Here is an 18,202-nt window from a genome sequence, read left to right as displayed (position 1 = left end):
AGGCGTGGAAGCATCACTTGCTCAGATCATTTTTCATAATAGTGGATACGTATGTCAATAGTGAATTATTTTTGATCGGGAGTGTCTTGGGTTTTTGGCGAAAATTCCCGAAAGAGGTCCCTCTTCGAGGTCAAGAATGCCAGAGTATCTCGCTTCCAGACCAGCCGGCGCACGAAAATTCCGCCTCGACGCCAGCGAACTTGCAATTTTTATTATCGCGTGAGACGATTCGGCATTAATGAAAATACGGCCACGTTTTTGGGAAACGGCTGGCGGGTGATGGAGAAGAGGATGAGTGAACGCAGCGAGCGCGACGAGCGCCGGATCGCCCTTGCCAGGGCATTCCTGAAAGCGGTCGACGAGCATGGCGACCTGGGGCCATTGGTCACCGAAGACATCCAGATGACCTTCCCGAAATGGGGCACCTGCGACGGCACGAAGGATTTCCCCCGCTATTTCGCCGATCTCGGCGGCTACATCGCCAGGATCGCGCATCATCAGGAGACCTTCCTCTGCCTGGCGGGCGATGATCATGTCGCGATCGAGGGCTTCAGCTCCGGCGAACTCCAGAATGGCGGCCGCTGGCCCGACAAGGGGACGACGGGACGATTCTGCACGATCTTCGGGTTCAGGGGCGATCGGATCAGCCATGTGCGAATCCATATCGACCCCGATTATTGCGATGCCACGGCAGACCATTACGCCTGGCGGCGCGACCGCGCGGCGGCGGACTAAGCCAACGAACGCCCGACCCCATCTTCTCAGCCAACATCCACGGGAAACAAGACGTGAAGAATCACACCATCCTCGTGACCGGTGGCGGTTCCGGCATCGGACGCGGCCTCGCCGAAGCCTTCTACCAGCGCGGCAATAGCGTGATCATCGCCGGCAGGCGGCGCGACGCGCTCAAGGCGGTATGCGACGCGAATCCGGGTATGCATGCGATGGAACTCGACATCAGCGACGCGCAGAGCATCGAACATTTTGCCACGGATATCGTGGCACGCTTCCCCGCGCTCAACATGCTGATCAACAATGCGGGTATGATGGCGTTCGAGGATCTGACGTCGGACAGCATCGCATCGGACGCGGCGGAGGGCATGGTGGTCACCAACCTGCTCGGCCCGATCCGGCTGACCAACGCACTGCTGCCGCATCTGCGCGGACAGCCTAGCGCCCGGATCCTGAACATGACGTCGGGGCTGGCCTTCATACCGATGGCGGCAGTGCCGACTTATTCGGCGACCAAGGCGGCACTGCATTCCTACAGCATCTCGTTGCGCCATCAGCTGCGCGACACCAATATATCGGTCACCGAGATTGCGCCGCCCTATGTCCGGACCAGCCTGACGGGCGACGATCCCGCCGGGATGCCGGTCGGCGACTATATCGCGCAGACCATGGCGTTGTTCGACCGTGATCCCAACGCGCCGGAGAATATCGTCGACAGCATCGGCTTCCTGCGCAGCGCCGAGCGCAATGGGCGGTTCGACGAGGCCTTCGCCGCCGTCAACGCGCGACCATGAAGGATCGGCCGGGGTAGCACGCCCACGGCGTGTCCACCCCGCCGCCCTCGATCAGGGCTGCGCACTCAAACCCGCGGCGGCGATCCCGGCCAGCCCGCATATCTCGTCATTGTCACTGGTATCGCCAGTAACGCCGACCGCGCCTATCGGCACGCCTTCGGCATCGACGACGATCACGCCGCCCGCCGCCGGAACCACGCCCTGAGGGCTGATCGGTCCCAGCGCGGCGATGAAAGCCGGCCGCTCCGCCGCCATGTCGCCGATCCGGCGGCTCGACACGCCCAGCGCCAGCGCGCCGCCCGCCTTGGCGCAGGCGATCTGCGCCCGCAGGGTCGAGCTGCGATCCTGACGCTCGAAGGCGATAAGGTGACCGCCGGCGTCGAGGACGGCGACGCTGAGCGGCTTAAGACCGAGTTCCGCGCCTTTTTCGAACGCCGCTGCGATGATCGTCCGGGCCTGAGCGATGGCGATGTAGCTCATGGCGAAATCCTTTCGTGAAGATGAGAGCGGGCCGCCGGCCGCCCAGTCGAGCAGCTCGACGGGCAGCGGGGGTGCGCAGGCCGATCTGGTGACGCCCCGGCCGCACCACCGGGCACGACGCCGCGCAGCGCCGCGATGATCTCTCGGCGCCGTGCGAGCGCCGGGCCGTCAGCCGCGGTCATTCGCACCGGCGCGCTTCGTTGCCAAAGCTTCGGCAAACCCGACCGAATGGTCGGCGTCAGATCCGGCCTTCGCTGACGAGCATGCGCGTGCGTGCGATGGTGGAAAGCAGCGCAGCCCGATAGCCCTTGTCCTGACTGTCGAACTGCACCTGTTCCTTCTGCTCCTCGGGGCCACCAGGCTCCTTGTCGCGCAGGCCCAGATAGCAATAGAAGCGCAATTGCAGAGCGCCGTCGGCGTCTTCGAACAGCTCGTTGACGATAGCGCCTTCGCGCGGGCCGCCGGCCTGGAAGAAGGTCACCTTGCGCTCGGATTCGAACTGGATGATCTCGCGCACATCGTCGTCCAGGATCGTCGCTTCGCGGATGATATAATCGCCCCCTTCAACGACGACATCGCATTTGGTGCAAAGGCCCGGCGGCAGGAAGAGGCGCGCATCACGCGCCTTGAGGACCAGGCCTTCCCAGATCTGCTTGCGAGTCAGCGGCACCTCGCCTTGCGGATTTACCGGCACGGTTGCGGTCGAGTAGATCATGTGCTTGGCCCCTCCTTGCCACTGGCGTCCATCGCCCAGCTTGAAGACATCCGCACTATCATTCATCAATTGTGAACTCAATATATAGAAGTGAAATTCAAACGCTCTACCCATCCATCAATGGGCGATGAATCGCCCCGCATGCTTGCAATGGCGAACCCAACCCGCCAGTTTGACGGCATCGATCTGTGGGGCGAGAACAGTGGCAAAAGCGAACGACATGGCGGACGGGCAGAATGACCGGCAGCAGTCCGCCGGCATCCAGTCGGTGGAAATCGGAATGAGCGTGCTCGAAGCCTTTGCACGCAGCAATTCTGCGATGTCGCTCAAACAGGTCTGTCAGGACCTCGACATGGCCCCCAGCAAGGTCCATCGCTATCTCGTCAGCTTCGTCCGGAGCGGAATGCTCACCCAGTTCGGCGCAAACGGCCTTTACGATCTGGGGCCCACCGCACGCAGGCTCGGCATGCGGGCGATGGGGCGGCTCGACTCCTTCGCGGCAGCGAGCAAGGAACTGCTCTGGCTGCGCGACACGATCGACGAGACGGTGTGCCTGACGATCTGGGGCGACGGCGGCCCCACCCTTATCCGCTGGGAAAGCGGAAGCACGCCCCTGCTGATGACGATCCGCGTGGGAAGCCTGCTGCCCGTGGGAGAGTCGGCGATCGGACGCCTGTTCCTTGCCCATATGCCGCGCGCTACACTGCAGCCGATCCTGAAGCGCCAGCGGCAACTGGCCGGTCTCAAGGGTGATCGCCCCAGCCTGAGCGACGAGGAGATCGCCGAGATCAGAGCAGCCCGCTCAATCCATCTGGAATCGGCCCTGATCGCGGGCGTCGACGCCATAGCCGCCCCGGTGTTCGATGCCGACGGCGCGCTGTCGTCGGTGATCTGCGTGCTGGCGCCCCATCAATCGACGGCAGGCGAGGCCGCGAAACGCCTCCACCGCAATATCGAAGAGGCTGCGCGGCGCATCTCTTACGAACTGGGCTATGTCGCCGGGGAAGTGACGCGGATAGCAAAGAACTGAACTCCACTGAAGCAATTTCACTTATAGTGGTTGCGTTCACTAGATAGGAAATATACAAGGCCCCGCTCGAACAAGAGCGGGAGGAGTGTCGCATGAAGGTCGCGAGCATCGTAACGGGGCCGGAAACCAGGGCGGCCGTGGCAGTGGCTTCGGGACGGCTGCTCATACCCTCGCTGCTGCCCGCCGATCTGGCCGGGCCCGCTCCGCTTCCCCAGACCGTTCGGGGCATTCTGGCCCAGCCGGGCGGCCTCGACGCGCTTCGTGCGCTGGCCGATCGCGCCGAACGCGAAGGCTTTGCGACCGGTGGCGTTGCGGCGGCAGCCCCTGCGATCATCGCCGAGGAGGAAGCGGTCTTCGCAGCTCCCGTGCCCGACCCGGTTCACTTCATCGGCTGCGGCGCTTCCTATCACCAGCATCTCGCCGAAATGGGGGGCGTCCCGGTCCCCGAGCATCCGGTGCTGTTCCTGTGTTCCCCGGTCGCGCTGGCCGGCCATCGGCAGACGATCCAGGTGCCGCCGCACCAGGCCGACATGGTCGATTATGAGGGGGAGCTCGCCGCGGTGATCGGCACGGGCGGCTATCGCATCCGGGAGGAGGACGCGCTCGGCCATGTCGCCGGCTATCTCGTCCATAATGACCTATCCGCGCGCAATCATGTCGCGGAAGTCCAGGCGGTCACCGTACCGATCAAGATGACCGACGCCTGGGGCCGGAACTGCGCTGCGAAGCAGCATCCGACCTTCTCGCCCATGGGCCCCTATCTGGTCACGACCGACGAAATCCCCGATCCGCAGGCGCTGCATCTCACCACCCGCGTCAACGGCAAGCTGGTCCAGGACATCGGTACCGACGACCTGATCTTCTCGGTCGCGCAGTACATCGCCTACATCTCGCAATGGTACACGCTGCAGCCGGGCGACATCATCTCGACCGGAACGCCGGGCGGCGTCGGCGTCGCCAAGAAGCCGCCGGTCTTCCTGCGTCCGAACGATGTGGTGGAGGTATCGATCACAGGCATCGGAACGCTCTCGAACACGATCGGACGGGTACAATGACCGAAGCGACGGACGCGGTAGCGATCGAGCCGACGCTCAAGCTCAAATTCTATTCGCACGCCACGCTCGAATGCAGCGACATCAAGCGGACCCGACGGTTCTTCAACGAGTTTCTCGGCTTCGAGACCGTGCAGATGTCACCCGCATCCTTCTGGGCGCGGATGGGCGGCGAGCAGGTGATCGTCGTCGTCAAAAGCGCCAATGCATCGACCGAGATGAACTTCCTCAACCATAACGGGCTGGACGTCGAGACCGAGGCCGAGGTCGATACGGCTTATGAGGCGGTCAAGCGCGACGCAGAGAAATGGGGCTTCAAGAAGATAACGCGGCCCACCGTCATCCATGGCACCTATTGTTTCTATTTCTGGGACATGGACGGCAATGCCTGGGAAATCCTGTCCAATCCGAAAGGCGGCTATAGCTGGGGCTTCGAACTGGGCGACCAAACGGGCGCGGGCCATATGAGCAAAAAATTCCAGCGGCCGGAATCGACCCTGCGCGGCGACGCAAGCTAAAGCGGGGCCGTTCGGACCCGGATCAGCCCGCCATCCAGTAAACCGCGCAGAGCTTGTTGCCGTCAGGATCGCGCAGATAGGCGAGATGACGCTTTCCCGCGCCATCCTCGCGCAGGCCAGGCAGCCCTTCACAGCTCGCACCGCCATTGGCGAGCCCCGCCGCGTACCAGGCATCGACCTGCGCGGCATTGTCCGCCGAGAAGCCGATCGTCCCGCCATTGGCGAAGCTGGCGGGTGCGTCATTGATCGGCCGGGTGACCATGTAGAGGCCGCCTGCATCGCGATAATAGAGACGCCCCTTGCCATCGTCACGACCGCCGGGCGCTATGCCCAACGCGCCGAAAACAGCATCGTAGAAGCGCTGGGCTCGATCGATGTCGTTCGACCCAACGACGACATGGCTGAACATGATGATCAGAGCTCCCCGGCCATCACCATCTCGCGCACGCGCCTGAGCGTCGATCCGACCGCGTTGACATAGGCGTGCCGCATCGCGTCCCCGGCTTGCCGCTCCTGTTCTGAACCGGGTTCGGCACCGGCGAAGGAGACGCCGACCGTGAAGGTGAGCATCAGGCCCCGTTCGGATTCGCTGATCGTGTTCTGGATGAAGTCCTTGGTGCCCACCCGCTCGAACTGGACCTGGATCGGTTCGAGCAGGGTGATGAACTCCTTCATGTCCTCACCGCCAAGGGTGATCTCGCGCAATAGGGTGTTGCCGCTACGCTCGATCACGTCGCAGCGCTGCATCACCGGCACGAACGGCAGAGCATTCTCAGCCTTCATCACCAATCCGGCCCAGACCTGCTGCGCGGTCAGCACGGGCTCCACACCGGCGGGATTCACCTCAATCGAATAGGAAACCATGTACATCGCTTCGCATCCTCATCTTGTAGATTGGCAGGCCTCTCGGCCGATCGGGCCGGTTCAGACGCGGGCGTAGCCGCCGTCGACGACGAGCGTCTGGCCGGTCATGAACGCCGAGTCATCGGATGCCAGGAAGGACAAGGCGCCCACCAGATCCTCCGGCAGCTCGGTGCGCTTGATCGATTGCGCCATCCGGGCGCGCTCGAACCGCCCCAGCTCCTCATGCGGCCCGGCGATCGTGCCAGGAGTCCGCACCAGGCTGGGCGAGATGGCGTTGACGGTGATCCCGTCGGGGCCCAGTTCCGGGGCGAGCGCACGGACGAGTCCGATGATGCCGCCCTTGCTGGCGGTGTAGGCGGGCAGGCCCGAACCAAGATGAAAGGTGGACGAAGCCAGCATCACGATGCGCCCCCAGCCTGCGGCGCGCATGTCGCCAAGCGCGGCCTTGGTCAGGTGGAAGGCGGAGTCGAGATTGACGCTCATCACCCGCCGCCAGACGTCCCAATCGGTCTCCTGGAAAGACTGCATCGGATAGATGCCGGCATTGTGGACGAGGACCTCCACCGGCCCCAGCGCCGCCCTGACTTCATCGAAGAAGCGCGCCACACTGTCTCCAGAGGCCACATCGCAATGCCCCGCGAAGACCTGTCCGCCGGCCGATCGCACCAGCTCGACGGTTCCGTCGGCCGGCCCGATATCGGCGATGGCGACGGCATGGCCGTCCTTGGCGAGACGCAGGGCGAAGGCCTGGCCGATGCCCGAGCCCGCGCCGGTGACGACGGCGACACGTCGCGTACGCAATGGTCTGTCGGTCATCGCCTCAGGCCACCGCCGGCTCGAGCGCCTCGGCGTCGGCGATCAGCTTCTGCTGCGGGGCGATCACCACCGTGCCGCCCTCGCCTTCCTCACGGATCAGCGCGGACAGCATCCGGCGTGCGCGCAGCGGCGCGTCGTCCACCTTCAGCGCGATCTGCGGCGCGGACAGCCCGGAATCGTCAAGCTCGCGCTGCTGCAGCTCGCACATCTCCTTGTCCTCGTCGAAGGTGCGCTGGTGCGCCTCGATGATGCGCTCGGTCAGCTCGGCGTCATCCTGACGAAAGTTGCGATTGTGCGACCAGAAATAATGGGTCGAGGTCGCGGTCTCCGGGGTGAGCAGGTGCAGGACCCGCGACACCAGCGTCTGCTCGCGCGCGCCGCCGGACGGGCGGGCGCCGACATCGGTCATGTTGATCGCAGGCGCCGTCCACAGTGCCGTCTGCCAGCGATCGATCCGATCGCTGCTGCCGGTCATCAGCCGGAAGAAGGGCGGCGGGGCGATGTCGTGCATGTCGCGATGGGCGCGGACGAGCCGCTTGTCGACGATGCTGGTCTGCACGGGGAAATCGGCGATCGTCTCCTCCTCGTCATTCCCGATCGTGCCCTGGTGAATGTAATTTTCGTGGCTGAGATCGAGCAGATTGTCGGTGAGGAGCCGGTAATCGGCCGCGACATGCGTATAACCGGGCGAGGCCGCCCAGTTCGGCAGCGCGGGCCAGGGCAGGAAGGGTATCAGCTCGGGATCGGCGAGCTTCACGTCGCCCAGCCAGATCCACAACACGCCATGGCGTTCGATCAGCGGGAAGGTCGTCGCCGACGCATTGCTCGGGATCTTGTCCTGTCCGGGAATGTGGACGCAATGGCCATCGGCGCCGAACTCCATGCCATGATAGCCGCAGCGTATTCCGTCACCGGCCCGGCGTCCGGCAGACAGCGGCACCAGCCGGTGCGGGCATCGATCGAGGAACGCCACGGGATTGCCCGCGGACGTCCGGAACATCAGGATGGGGCGATCGAGGATCCGCCGGGTCAGCACCCCGCCGTCGGCCGATACTTCGTTCGGCCAGGCCGCGGCGTACCAGCAATTCATGAGGAACATGCCACTCTCCGTTTCCGCGGTCCGGCATGCGCCGGCGGCGGTATCGATCTTCAGTAAAAGGCTGCGGACATCGGCCAGACGCCCGCAGGGAAATCAGTCGTCGGCTATGCTGTTTTCGAGAATGCCGATGCCGTCGATTTCGATCTCGACCTTGTCGCCCGGCTTCATGAAGACCTGCGGGTCGCGCTTGGCCCCGACACCGCCCGGCGTGCCGGTGACGATCACATCGCCCGGCGACAGAGGGGTGAAGGTCGAGCAATATTCCACCAGCCGCTCGATCGGAAAGATCATGTCGTCGAACACCGCGCTCTGCATGACCTCTCCATTGAGGCGGGTCTGGATGCGCTGCGGCCCCGGTTTGCCGAACTCGTCGGGCGTCACCAGCCAGGGCCCGAAGGCGCCTGTCTGCGGGAAGTTCTTGCCTGGACCGAACTGGATGGTGTGCGCCTGCCAGTCGCGGATCGAGCCGTCATTATAGCAGCTATAGCCGGCGATATGATCGAAGGCCTCGGCCGCCGGAATGCGCCGCCCCGCCTTGCCGATCACGATGGCCAGCTCGCCCTCATAATCGAGCCTGGTCGACTCGCGCGGGCGCAGGATCGGCGTGCGGTGGCCGGTCTGCGAGTCCGCGAAGCGGGTGAAGATGGTGGGATGCTTGACCTCGGCCCGGCCGGTCTCGCGGCGATGATTTTCGTAGTTCAGGCCGACGCACAAGATCTTGCCCGGGTCGGTCACCAGCGGCGCGAATTCGACATCCGACAGCGCGATCGTCGCCGCGCCACCATTGCGCAGCGCCTCCGTGCCGAGCGCGCCCGCGACGATCGCCGCCTTGAGCGAAGGATGGACGCCTTCAAGTGGGACGACGCGATCGCCCTCGATCCGGCCCCAGCCCGGCTTGCCCTCGAAGCGGTAGGAAAGATAGCGCACCTTCAACATTCCTTCTCATAATACGAGAATCGTAATAGCAAGACGAAGGATGAATGGCAAGATGCGCTACCGCGTCGTCGCCGATGGCGACAGCCGGGCAGCGCGGCGGGTCAGCTATTCCGGACGGCGGTGGCCGTGTGCGATATCCAGTGGTGCAATTCCTCCACGGTGCGCTGCGCGGCCTCATGAAGCTGCTCCAGCACGCGCGCGATCTGCGGCTGGGTGAAGCCCTGGCGCGGACCGGCGACGGTCAGGCTGCCGAGGATCTTCCCACTCGCCATGACCGGCACCGAGATGCCGCGCATGCCGGGATCGACCTCGCCCACGGTCACGAAGCAATTGTCATTGCGCACGACCTTCAGCGTTTCCCGCACCGCCGGCAATGTATTGCCGAGACCGTGCTGCTCGAATTTCTCTGCATATTTGCGATACAGCGCGTTGATCTTCGCGGTCGGCAAATTGGCCAAGATCACGCGCGACGCCGAGCCGGCGAACAAAGGCATGAGACGCCCCCGCTCGTAGCTGATCGTGAACGGGGTGTTGCCGACCGATGCCCGCGAAACGCACATCACTTGATCGCCGAACAGGCGGCACAGGAACACGACCCCCTTGCCCTCGACGGTCGCGGCGAGGCGATCCATCTCGCCCCGCGCCGAACGAACCAACGGATCGGTCAGCCGCAGTTGACGATCATAGCGGATGATCGAAGGGCCCAATATATAGCGGCCGCCCCCGACCGTTGCGACGAGACCGCTGCGCGAAAGGCTGTTGAAGTAGCGATAGACGGTGCTCGTCGGCATGCCGACGGCCTCGGCGGCCTCGTCGACCGACCAGTCCGGCCGATCGAGGGTGAAGAGATCGAGCATCGTGAGCAAACGGTCTGCGGTGGACAACGGCGCCTCCTTTACCGGCCCTGAATCGCACAAGAGCCGCGCGAGCGAAAGCGCGCAAGAGATCATATTCGAGAATTCTCGAAATACGATAACCATTTCCGACAGTGATCACACACACGAAAAAGAGCGGTTTCGCTCTGAGTCGAAATACCAATTTGTTATCGATAAATGAGAAAATCTATCTTCATTTTGCGCAGCTCGTCCGAGTTCGATTTTCACCCGCCCCCGCCTCCCATATGTCCACCTCTTCAGGAAATATTGATGTTTTTCAGTATATTAATGAGCATCCGCCGTATCGACAAAAAGCCGTTGCCCATCCGACCGTGTAGGATTATATTCCCATAATATGATAAATATGAAATCTGATTCGACGTTGACCGTTCCCGAAAGCCCGCATCTCGATGCGCGCCTTTGCGAGATCGTGTTCACCTCACCGGACGTCGAGCGACTGGGCGCTTTTTATCAGGAAGCGCTCGGCTATAGCGGCGCGATCAGCGCCGGCGTGTGGACGGGAGAGCTTTCCGCACGGCGGCTCAGCATCCGCGAAGGCGCGGCAAATTCGGTTGATCGCGCCATTTTCGCCGTGGCGGACGAGGCGCAGTTCCGCAGCCTGCGCGAGCGCCTCGATGCGGCTAGGACTCCGTTCGAGAGCGCCGCATCTTCGCTGACATTCTCCGATCCCGACGGGAACCGGATGAGCTTCACGCTACCCGACGGGCCGATCGCACCCCGCGCCGAGCCCATGCTTCCCGCCCGGCTTCAGCATGTCGTCTACGCCAGCGACCAGGTGCCCGCGATGGTCGCCTTCTATCGCGACGTGATCGGCTTCGCGCCGATCGACATCGTCCGCGACGATACACAGGATCTCACCTCGGTGTTCCTGCGCTGCGGCCCGGAGCATCATAGCCTGGCGATCTTCCGGGCGCCGCGGCGGCGGCTCGACCATATCTGCTATGATGTGGACGACTGGAACCAGATCCGCGACTGGGCCGATCGCTTCGCCGGCCGCCATATCCCCATTCGCTGGGGGCCCGGGCGGCACGGGCCGGGCAACAACCTGTTTTTCTTCATCAACGATCCTGACGGCAACTGGCTGGAATTCTCGGCGGAGCTGGAGCGGGTCGAGGTTCCGCGTGCCGCCGGGCAGTGGGTTCACGAGGAACGGACGCTGAACAGTTGGGGCCCGGCCATCCTGCGAAGCTGAGCCAGGACAAAATAAAGAGAGGAATGTCATGAGACGCGCAACATCGAACGGGGACGGACACAGTGGGGGGATCGCGGCATGACCATGAAGGTCCCTTACCGGCTGGCGGTCGCCCGGCATGACGGCGCCGCGACCGTGCTCGTCGAGCGCGACGGCCGCTTCCTGCCGCTGGCGGACCTGCTCGATAGCGCGGTCGCGCGACATCTCGGAACCGAACAGCTCAGCGACCTGATGCCGCTTCTGGCCGATTGGGACATCTGGAATCCGCTGATCGCCGAGAAGGTTGCCGACGCAGCGGACCGCTTCGAGCGCGAAGGGATGGAGGCCCCGGAGCGCTTCGCGCCGCCCACCGGCATCCCGCGCAAGCTCATCTGCATCGGCGCGAACTTCCACGACCATATCGCGGAGATGCGCAGGCCGATCACGCCGACCTATCCCTACAGCTTCCTGAAACCGGCCAGCACCACCCTGCGCGGCTCCGGCGAAACGGTCGCGCTGCCCGCCGGGCTGTCGATGATCGACTGGGAAGCCGAGCTGGCGGTGGTGATCGGCACGACATGCCGCGACGTGGCCGTCGCCGATGCGCTGTCGGTGGTCGCGGGCTATGCCAATTTCAACGATCTGTCGGCGCGCGACTGCGTGTCGCGCGCGCTGCCGATCGGCATCGATTGGGTGCTGCACAAGGGCTATGACGGCTTCGGTCCGATCGGCCCCTTCTTCGTGCCCGCGGACCTCATCGCCGATCCGCAGGACTTGCCGATCCGCCTGTCGGTCAACGGCGTCGTAAAGCAGGACTCGAACAGCGCGCAGATGGTGTTCGGGGTCGCCGAGATCATCGCGCATCTGTCGACGGTGATGACGCTCGAACCAGGCGACATCATCGCCACCGGCACCCCCGCTGGCTGCGGCTTCGGCCGCGCGCCGCAGGAATTCCTCCAGCCCGGCGATCAGGTCGAGGTGGAGGTCGGCCCGCTCGGCGTGCTGCGGACGCTGGTGGCATGAGGCCGGTGGCCTCGCCCCTTATTTTCGTGCGCGGATCCCGCGCCGCACAGACGCCTTAGGAGAGCGCTGATGTCCACGACCGTAGACAATCCCGCCACGTCATTGACGCTGAACTTCTATTCCCACGCGACGCTGGAATGCCGCGATATCAAGGCGACCCGCCGCTTTTTCGAGGAGTTTCTCGGCTTCGAGACCGTTCAGATGGCCGACGTGTCCTTCTGGGCGCGCATGGGCGGCAACCAGGTCATCGTCGTCGTTCAGGGGCGCAAGGCCGCCGGTGGCAAGATGCCTTTCCTCAACCATAACGGCCTCGACGTCGCGACCGAAGCGGAGGTCGATGCCGCCTATGAGATCGTCAAGCGCGAGGCCGATAAATGGGGCATTCGCAACATCTCCAAGCCGATGGTCCAGCATGGCACCTACTGCTTCTACTTCTGGGACCAGGACGACAATGCCTGGGAGATATTGAGCAACCCGCATGGCGGCTATGCCTGGGGCTTCGAGCGCGGCGACCAGAGCGGCCGCGGCCATAATGATCCCAAATTCGATCGCCCGACATCGACGCTTCGCGCGACCGCATCCGACCCGTCGAGCGCCTAACACAAGCGCCCGACCACGAACGAATCCGTTTTTTTGCCCGTAGTTACAGTGTACTGTCGTTTTCACAAAGCTGCCGAATACAGAGTGAATCGGATCGGACAGCATCTTAAGGGAGAGGAACCATGAAGCTATTGTCCCTGCTCTGCTGCTCAGCCTCGCTGATCAGCTTCAACGCCGCCCATGCGCAGAGCGTACCGGCGCCATCGGCCACCGCCGAGACAGGCGCCGGCGATGTCCACGCCGCCGAAAGCGGGCAGATCGAAGACATCATCGTCACCGCCCAGCGCCGCTCGGAGAATCTGCAGAGCGTGCCGGTCTCGGTGACGGCGGTGACCGCGAGTGCGCTTGCGGCCAAGGGGATCACCTCGACCGGTGATCTTAACGCTGTCGTGCCCGGTCTGAACTTCACCACCCTGCTTGGAACCGCAACCCCGCGCATCCGCGGCGTCGGTTCGGCGACCTCGGTCGGCGGCAACGAGAACTCGGTCGCGACCTATGTCGACGGCGTCTACATCGCGCAGGCGTCCGCATCGGTCATGTCCTTCAACAATATCGAGCAGATATCGGTGCTGAAAGGGCCGCAGGGCACGCTGTTCGGGCGCAATGCCACCGGTGGCCTGATCCAGATCGTCACCAAGGATCCGAGCGATCGCTTTGCAGGTGACTTGAGCGCGGGCTATGGCAATTACGCCACCTTCACCGGCAACGCTTATCTCACCGGCCCGATCGCCGAGGGCGTCGCCGCCGACATCTCGCTCTACTACACCAATCAGGCCCATGGCTTCGGCACCAACCTGGCGACCGGCAACGAGGTCGGCAACGGCCAGGATCTCGCCATCCGTTCCAAGTGGAAATGGCAGCTTGGGCCCGACACCACCGCGCGCATCACCGGCGATTATGAGCGGACACGCGGCAAATATCCGGCCTTCCGCCTCAAGGACGGCTCGGTCGCAATTGACGGCCGGACGTTCCCGGGCGGCAAGTTTGACGCCAACACCGATGTCGATCCGCATTTCCGCAATTATCAGGGCGGCGTCTCACTCGACCTGAAGCATGACTTCGGCGGCGTGACGCTCGACAGCATCACCGCCTACCGCAAGGTCAAGTTCGACGTCCGCTTCGACGTCGACTCGCTCCCCAACTTCTTCTCAGCGAGCACCAAGATCGAACGGGATCATCAGTTCAGCCAGGAAATCCACCTGCTGTCGCCGAACAGCGGCAGCTTCAAGTGGATGCTCGGCGCATACTACTTCAAGGGGTTTGCATCCTATGACCCCCAGAGCATCGAGTCGCCGACCCAGACCCGCCTCGTCTTCTCCGAACAGCGCGCCGAATCCTTCGCGGTCTTCGCGCAATCGACCTGGGAATTCCTGGAGAACAGCTCGGTGACCGGCGGCCTGCGCTACACCTGGGAAGACAAGACCTTCCATGGCTTCGCGACGATCACCACCACTGCGGGCGTGGTCACCAACCCGCCGGGCGTTTCGGGCAAGCAAAGTGCCAAGAAACTGACCTGGCGCTTCGCGCTCGACCACAAGTTCAGCGACACGGTGCTGGGCTATGTCTCCTATAACCGCGGCTTCAAGAGCGGCGGCTTCAGCCCGCAGCAAGTGGTCGCGCCGCTGGTGCCGTTCAATCCGGAGATCCTCGACGCTGTCGAGGCCGGCATCAAGTCCGATCTGTTCGACCGCCACCTTCGCGTGAACGCGGCGGCCTTCTACTATGATTACAAGCAGATCCAGCTGGTCGCGGTCATCAACAACCTGTCGACGGTCTACAATGCGGCATCGGCGAAGATCAAAGGCCTCGATCTCGACGTCACCGCGGTGCCGTTCCACGGCCTGACGCTGACGGCGGGCCTGTCGGTCCTCGACAGCAAGTTCGGCAATTCGCCGGGCATCTCGTTCGGCACGCCCAATCCCACCGGCGGCAATACGCTGACGACCTTCAATGCCCGGGGCAACGATCTGCCGCTGACCCCGAAATGGACCATCAACCTCGGTGCCGATTACACGATCGACCTCGGCGAACGGAGCCTCGTGCTGAGCGGCAATTACTACCACAATGACGGCTGGTATCCGGAGGCCGACAACCGGCTGGCGCAGCGGCCCTATGATGTGTTCAACGCCTCGGCGACGCTGTTCCTCGACGCCGAGAAGAATCTGAGCGTCAAGGCGTGGGGCAAGAATCTGACCAACAAGGCCTATGCCGTCCAGATGTTCACCCTGGCACAGGCGGACGGGATCAACATAGCCCCGCCACGGACCTTCGGTGCGACCGTGGGAGTAAAATTCTGACCTGACGACCGGCGCGGGCCGGACGGACGACCGTCTCGCCCGCGCCACCTTAGATCATGCACTCAATGCCTACACAGCGTTGCGGACACCGGCTGCCGCTCGCGATCGGCACATTCGCGATCACGGCGATCATCACAGCCTTTCGATCTTGCGCGCGGTCTCGTCGAGCAGCGCGGCGATATCATGGGCGAGATCGGGGTTGCGGTCGCCGCGGGTCATTCTGCTGCGCAGCGCCATGGCCAGATTGACCATCGCGCGCTTGACCGGCGAGCGATCCTCGTCGCCGCGTTGCTCACCCAGCGCCGTGAGCCGCGCGAACAGCGCTTCGATGAGTTCGGCCTGTTCGCCGATCTCCTGCTTGCCGGCATCGGTGATCGCGAACAGCCGCTTCGAGCCCTCGGCTGCCTGTTCGGCGATATGGCCCATATCCTCGAGCATCGTGATCGTCGGATAGACCACGCCCGGGCTGGGGGCATATGCGCCGCCCGACCGCTCCTCGATTGCCTTGATCAGGTCATAGCCGTGGCGCGGCTGCTCACCGATCAGGGTGAGCAGGATGAGACGCAGTTCCGCGCCATCGAAGACGCGGCGACGGCCACCGCCACGCCCGCCCCGGCCCATGCCGTCGCCAAAGCCTTCCTCGAAGGCGTCGGCGAAGCCGCGCCCGAAACCGCCATGGCGGCCGCGCATCGCATGGACGCCGGGGTGATGATGACCACGTCCGCCATGCCTTTTGTGAAAACCAAACAAATTATGTCTCCAAATCATATATCGAGTCGATCTCGATAGCTCTAAGATATATCTTGAAATAGTTTTTGCAAGCCTCCTCTTTCTCCCCCTGTGCGCCCTGCCCTCGCCCGCCTATATCGGTGGCGATGGCCGACCTCTTTGCGCCCGATCCTTCCACCGCCCTGCCCGCCGGGGCCGCGCCGCTGGCCGAAAAGCTGCGCCCGCGAAGCCTGGATCAGGTTATCGGCCAGGAGCATCTGACCGGACCCGAGGGCGCGATCGGCCGGATGGTCGCGGCAGGACGGCTATCCTCACTGGTGCTGTGGGGGCCGCCGGGCACCGGCAAGACGACGATCGCGCGGCTGCTCGCCGATGCCGTCGGCCTGCGGTTCGCGCCGGTCTCGGCAGTGTTCTCCGGGGTCGCCGATCTCAAGAAGATCTTCGCCGAGGCGCGCGAGCATGCTCGCCTCGGCACCCGCACCCTGTTGTTCGTCGACGAGATCCACCGCTTCAATCGCGCGCAGCAGGACAGCTTCCTGCCCTATGTCGAGGATGGCACCGTTGTGCTGGTCGGCGCGACCACCGAAAATCCGTCCTTCGAACTCAACGCCGCCTTGCTCAGCCGCGCGCAGGTGCTGATCCTCAACCGGCTCGACGCCGCCGCGCTGGGCAAGCTGATCGCTCGCGCCGAGGAGATCGAGGAAAGACCGCTACCCCTCACCCAGAACTCCAGGGATGCGCTGGTTGCTTCGGCGGACGGCGACGGGCGCTTTCTGCTCAATCAAGTCGAAACGCTGTTCTCGATCGCGATCGACCATGATCTCGAACCCGGTGAACTCGCCGCGCTCCTCCATCGCCGCATGGCGGTCTACGACAAGGATCGCGAGGGTCATTACAACCTGATCTCGGCGCTGCATAAGTCGCTGCGCGGATCGGACCCGCAGGCCGCGCTCTATTATCTCGCCCGGATGCTGACCGCGGGTGAGGAGCCGCTCTACGTGTTGCGCCGCCTCGTCCGTTTCGCGTCGGAGGATATCGGCCTCGCCGATCCGCAGGCGCTGGTGCAATGCCTGGCCGCCAAGGATGCCTATGATTTCCTCGGCTCGCCCGAGGGCGAACTGGCGATCGTCCAGGCGTGCCTCTACCTGGCGACCGCGCCCAAATCGAATGCCGCCTATATCGCGCAGAAGGCGGCCTTCCGGTCGGCGAAGGACACCGGATCGCTGAGCCCGCCGAAGAATATCCTCAACGCGCCGACCAAGCTGATGAAGGATATCGGCTATGGTAAGGGTTATGCCTATGACCATGACGCCGAAGACGGCTTTTCGGGCGACGATTACTGGCCCGAGGAGATGGGCGCACAGACCTTTTACGCGCCCGCACCGCGCGGCTTCGAGGCGAAGATCGCCGAGCGGCTGGCCTATTGGGACAAGCTGCGCGCCGAACGCCGCGGCGCATGATCCGCCGCTTCCGGCGCTTTGCCTGCATCGACTGGTCGGGTGCGAAGGGCGAGCGGCAGAAGGGAATCGCGGTTGCCGTCAGCGACGGGACTGGACGCACGCCGAAACTGATCGAGCGGGCCTGGTCGCGCCCGGCGGTGCTCGACTGGCTGCTCGATCATGCCGCGCGGCACAGCGACCTTCTGGTCGGCATGGATTTCTCCGCCGCGCTGCCCTTCATCGACGCGGGCGCCTATTTTCCGGGCTGGAGCGAGAGCCCCACCGATGCGCGCGGCCTGTGGCGGCTGGTCGACGAGCTTTGCACCGGGGAACCCCATCTCGGCGCGGGCCTGCTCGTCGATCATCCCGAAGCCAGTCGCCATTTCCGCCGTCATGGCGGGCGGCAGGGCGACCTGTTTGGTCCCGGCAACGGCCGGCATCGGCTGGTCGAGCGGCTGACCCGCGAGGGCCATGCGCCGGCGACGAGCAGCTTCAACCTGGTCGGCGCGGCGCAGGTCGGCAAGGCGAGCTTGACCGCGATGCGCATGCTCCACCGGCTCGACGGGCGCGTGCCGGTCTGGCCGTTCGACCCCATTCCCGAACGCGGCCCGCTGATCGTCGAGATATACACCACCATCGCCGCGCGGCAGGCAGGCCTGAAGGGCGGCAGCAAGATGCGCGACGCCGACCGGTTGCGCGCCGGGCTGGCCGGATATGGCATTACGAGGCCCCCTGCCCTCGTCCGCTATGACGACCACAGCACCGACGCGATCCTGACCGCCGCCTGGCTGGCGCAGGCTGCCGAAAACCCCGCGCTGTGGCATCCGGCGCTGCTGACCGATGAAATTGCCGCGCTGGAGGGCTGGACCTTCGGCATTCCCTGACGCATGAGAGCGCCAGTGCCGGCTTAGCTCAGTTGGTAGAGCACCTGATTTGTAATCAGGGGGTCGCGGGTTCGATCCCTGCAGCCGGCACCAGGCATTCCATGTCGCAAGGCGGATTCGAGACGTC

At 64.0% G+C, this 18,202-nt stretch carries 20 protein-coding genes and 1 tRNA gene; 12 read left to right on the top strand and 9 right to left on the bottom strand.

What is annotated here, in order from left to right; translation table 11 throughout:
• Nucleotides 1–291: 291 nt before the first annotated feature.
• Both ASE00_RS00735 and ASE00_RS00730 read left to right on the top strand, forming a co-directional pair.
• Entirely contained in the window at nt 292–735 is a 444-nt protein-coding gene (locus tag ASE00_RS00735; RefSeq protein WP_056376936.1) for a nuclear transport factor 2 family protein, read from the top strand.
• A 53-nt stretch (nt 736–788) separates the two neighbouring features.
• The gene (locus ASE00_RS00730) at nt 789–1,526 is read left to right on the top strand and encodes an SDR family oxidoreductase (RefSeq protein ID WP_056376935.1); all 738 of its coding nucleotides are present in this window, start codon (nt 789–791) and stop codon (nt 1,524–1,526) included.
• A gap of 51 nt (nt 1,527–1,577) precedes the next feature.
• Here ASE00_RS00730 and ASE00_RS00725 read toward each other — a convergent pair whose 3' ends face one another.
• Both ASE00_RS00725 and ASE00_RS00720 read right to left on the bottom strand, forming a co-directional pair.
• The gene (locus ASE00_RS00725; RefSeq protein ID WP_056376933.1) at nt 1,578–2,006 is read right to left on the bottom strand and encodes a GlcG/HbpS family heme-binding protein; all 429 of its coding nucleotides are present in this window, start codon (nt 2,004–2,006) and stop codon (nt 1,578–1,580) included.
• Between the two features lie 238 nt (nt 2,007–2,244).
• Nucleotides 2,245–2,787 (bottom strand): AtaL-like protein, encoded by a 543-nt coding sequence (locus ASE00_RS00720; RefSeq protein WP_235538482.1) that lies wholly within the window; start codon nt 2,785–2,787, stop codon nt 2,245–2,247.
• Between the two features lie 136 nt (nt 2,788–2,923).
• On the opposite strand from ASE00_RS00720, the gene ASE00_RS00715 reads away from it, so the two are divergent.
• The 3 genes from ASE00_RS00715 (at nt 2,924) to ASE00_RS00705 (ending at nt 5,321) form a co-directional block, all read left to right on the top strand.
• Nucleotides 2,924–3,751 carry an IclR family transcriptional regulator gene (locus ASE00_RS00715; RefSeq protein WP_162256379.1) on the top strand — a complete coding sequence of 276 codons (828 nt, stop codon included), beginning with the start codon at nt 2,924–2,926 and terminating at the stop codon, nt 3,749–3,751.
• A gap of 92 nt (nt 3,752–3,843) precedes the next feature.
• Nucleotides 3,844–4,806, top strand: coding sequence for a fumarylacetoacetate hydrolase family protein (locus tag ASE00_RS00710; RefSeq protein ID WP_082594375.1), 963 nt, complete (start codon nt 3,844–3,846; stop codon nt 4,804–4,806).
• Nucleotides 4,803–5,321, top strand: coding sequence for a VOC family protein (locus ASE00_RS00705; protein ID WP_056376927.1), 519 nt, complete (start codon nt 4,803–4,805; stop codon nt 5,319–5,321). Before ASE00_RS00710 ends, ASE00_RS00705 begins: the two co-directional genes overlap by 4 nt.
• Before the next feature lie 22 nt (nt 5,322–5,343).
• On the opposite strand, the gene ASE00_RS00700 is transcribed toward ASE00_RS00705, so the two are convergent.
• The 6 genes from ASE00_RS00700 to ASE00_RS00675 all read right to left on the bottom strand — a co-directional run bounded on the left by ASE00_RS00700 (nt 5,344) and on the right by ASE00_RS00675 (nt 9,920).
• On the bottom strand, nt 5,344–5,730 hold the full coding sequence (locus ASE00_RS00700) for a VOC family protein (protein WP_056376925.1): 387 nt from the start codon (nt 5,728–5,730) through the stop codon (nt 5,344–5,346).
• A 5-nt stretch (nt 5,731–5,735) separates the two neighbouring features.
• Nucleotides 5,736–6,191: an SRPBCC family protein gene (locus ASE00_RS00695; protein ID WP_056376923.1), complete on the bottom strand. Its 456-nt coding sequence runs from the start codon at nt 6,189–6,191 to the stop codon at nt 5,736–5,738.
• Nucleotides 6,192–6,245: 54 nt separating this feature from the next.
• Nucleotides 6,246–7,001: an SDR family NAD(P)-dependent oxidoreductase gene (locus ASE00_RS00690; protein ID WP_056376922.1), complete on the bottom strand. Its 756-nt coding sequence runs from the start codon at nt 6,999–7,001 to the stop codon at nt 6,246–6,248.
• A 4-nt stretch (nt 7,002–7,005) separates the two neighbouring features.
• Nucleotides 7,006–8,100 (bottom strand): aromatic ring-hydroxylating dioxygenase subunit alpha, encoded by a 1,095-nt coding sequence (locus tag ASE00_RS00685; protein WP_056376920.1) that lies wholly within the window; start codon nt 8,098–8,100, stop codon nt 7,006–7,008.
• Nucleotides 8,101–8,193: 93 nt separating this feature from the next.
• Complete coding sequence (locus ASE00_RS00680; protein WP_200957860.1) at nt 8,194–9,027, bottom strand: fumarylacetoacetate hydrolase family protein; 834 nt, start codon at nt 9,025–9,027, stop codon at nt 8,194–8,196.
• 110 nt (nt 9,028–9,137) lie between these two features.
• Entirely contained in the window at nt 9,138–9,920 is a 783-nt protein-coding gene (locus ASE00_RS00675) for an IclR family transcriptional regulator (protein ID WP_162256378.1), read from the bottom strand.
• Nucleotides 9,921–10,275: 355 nt separating this feature from the next.
• On the opposite strand from ASE00_RS00675, the gene ASE00_RS00670 reads away from it, so the two are divergent.
• The 4 genes from ASE00_RS00670 (at nt 10,276) to ASE00_RS00655 (ending at nt 15,023) form a co-directional block, all read left to right on the top strand.
• Complete coding sequence (locus ASE00_RS00670) at nt 10,276–11,124, top strand: VOC family protein (protein WP_056376915.1); 849 nt, start codon at nt 10,276–10,278, stop codon at nt 11,122–11,124.
• 78 nt (nt 11,125–11,202) lie between these two features.
• Nucleotides 11,203–12,126, top strand: a complete 924-nt coding sequence (locus ASE00_RS00665) for a fumarylacetoacetate hydrolase family protein (RefSeq protein ID WP_056376913.1) — start codon at nt 11,203–11,205, stop codon at nt 12,124–12,126.
• Between the two features lie 69 nt (nt 12,127–12,195).
• The gene (locus ASE00_RS00660; protein WP_056376911.1) at nt 12,196–12,726 is read left to right on the top strand and encodes a VOC family protein; all 531 of its coding nucleotides are present in this window, start codon (nt 12,196–12,198) and stop codon (nt 12,724–12,726) included.
• Between the two features lie 122 nt (nt 12,727–12,848).
• Nucleotides 12,849–15,023: a TonB-dependent receptor gene (locus ASE00_RS00655; protein ID WP_056376909.1), complete on the top strand. Its 2,175-nt coding sequence runs from the start codon at nt 12,849–12,851 to the stop codon at nt 15,021–15,023.
• A 132-nt stretch (nt 15,024–15,155) separates the two neighbouring features.
• Here the strand turns inward: ASE00_RS00655 and ASE00_RS00650 are convergent, their stop codons facing one another.
• Nucleotides 15,156–15,713 carry a PadR family transcriptional regulator gene (locus tag ASE00_RS00650; protein WP_235538481.1) on the bottom strand — a complete coding sequence of 186 codons (558 nt, stop codon included), beginning with the start codon at nt 15,711–15,713 and terminating at the stop codon, nt 15,156–15,158.
• Between the two features lie 185 nt (nt 15,714–15,898).
• Between ASE00_RS00650 and ASE00_RS00645 the strand changes: the two genes are divergently transcribed.
• The 3 genes from ASE00_RS00645 (at nt 15,899) to ASE00_RS00635 (ending at nt 18,168) form a co-directional block, all read left to right on the top strand.
• Nucleotides 15,899–17,212, top strand: coding sequence for a replication-associated recombination protein A (locus ASE00_RS00645; RefSeq protein WP_056376905.1), 1,314 nt, complete (start codon nt 15,899–15,901; stop codon nt 17,210–17,212).
• Nucleotides 17,209–18,075, top strand: a complete 867-nt coding sequence (locus ASE00_RS00640) for a hypothetical protein (RefSeq protein ID WP_056376903.1) — start codon at nt 17,209–17,211, stop codon at nt 18,073–18,075. Before ASE00_RS00645 ends, ASE00_RS00640 begins: the two co-directional genes overlap by 4 nt.
• A gap of 17 nt (nt 18,076–18,092) precedes the next feature.
• Nucleotides 18,093–18,168, top strand: a tRNA-Thr gene (locus ASE00_RS00635).
• Nucleotides 18,169–18,202 lie beyond the last annotated feature (34 nt).

This window comes from Sphingomonas sp. Root710 (assembly GCF_001429065.1).
GTDB lineage: Bacteria > Pseudomonadota > Alphaproteobacteria > Sphingomonadales > Sphingomonadaceae > Rhizorhabdus.
This window is presented reverse-complemented; position numbering and strand designations above follow the sequence as displayed.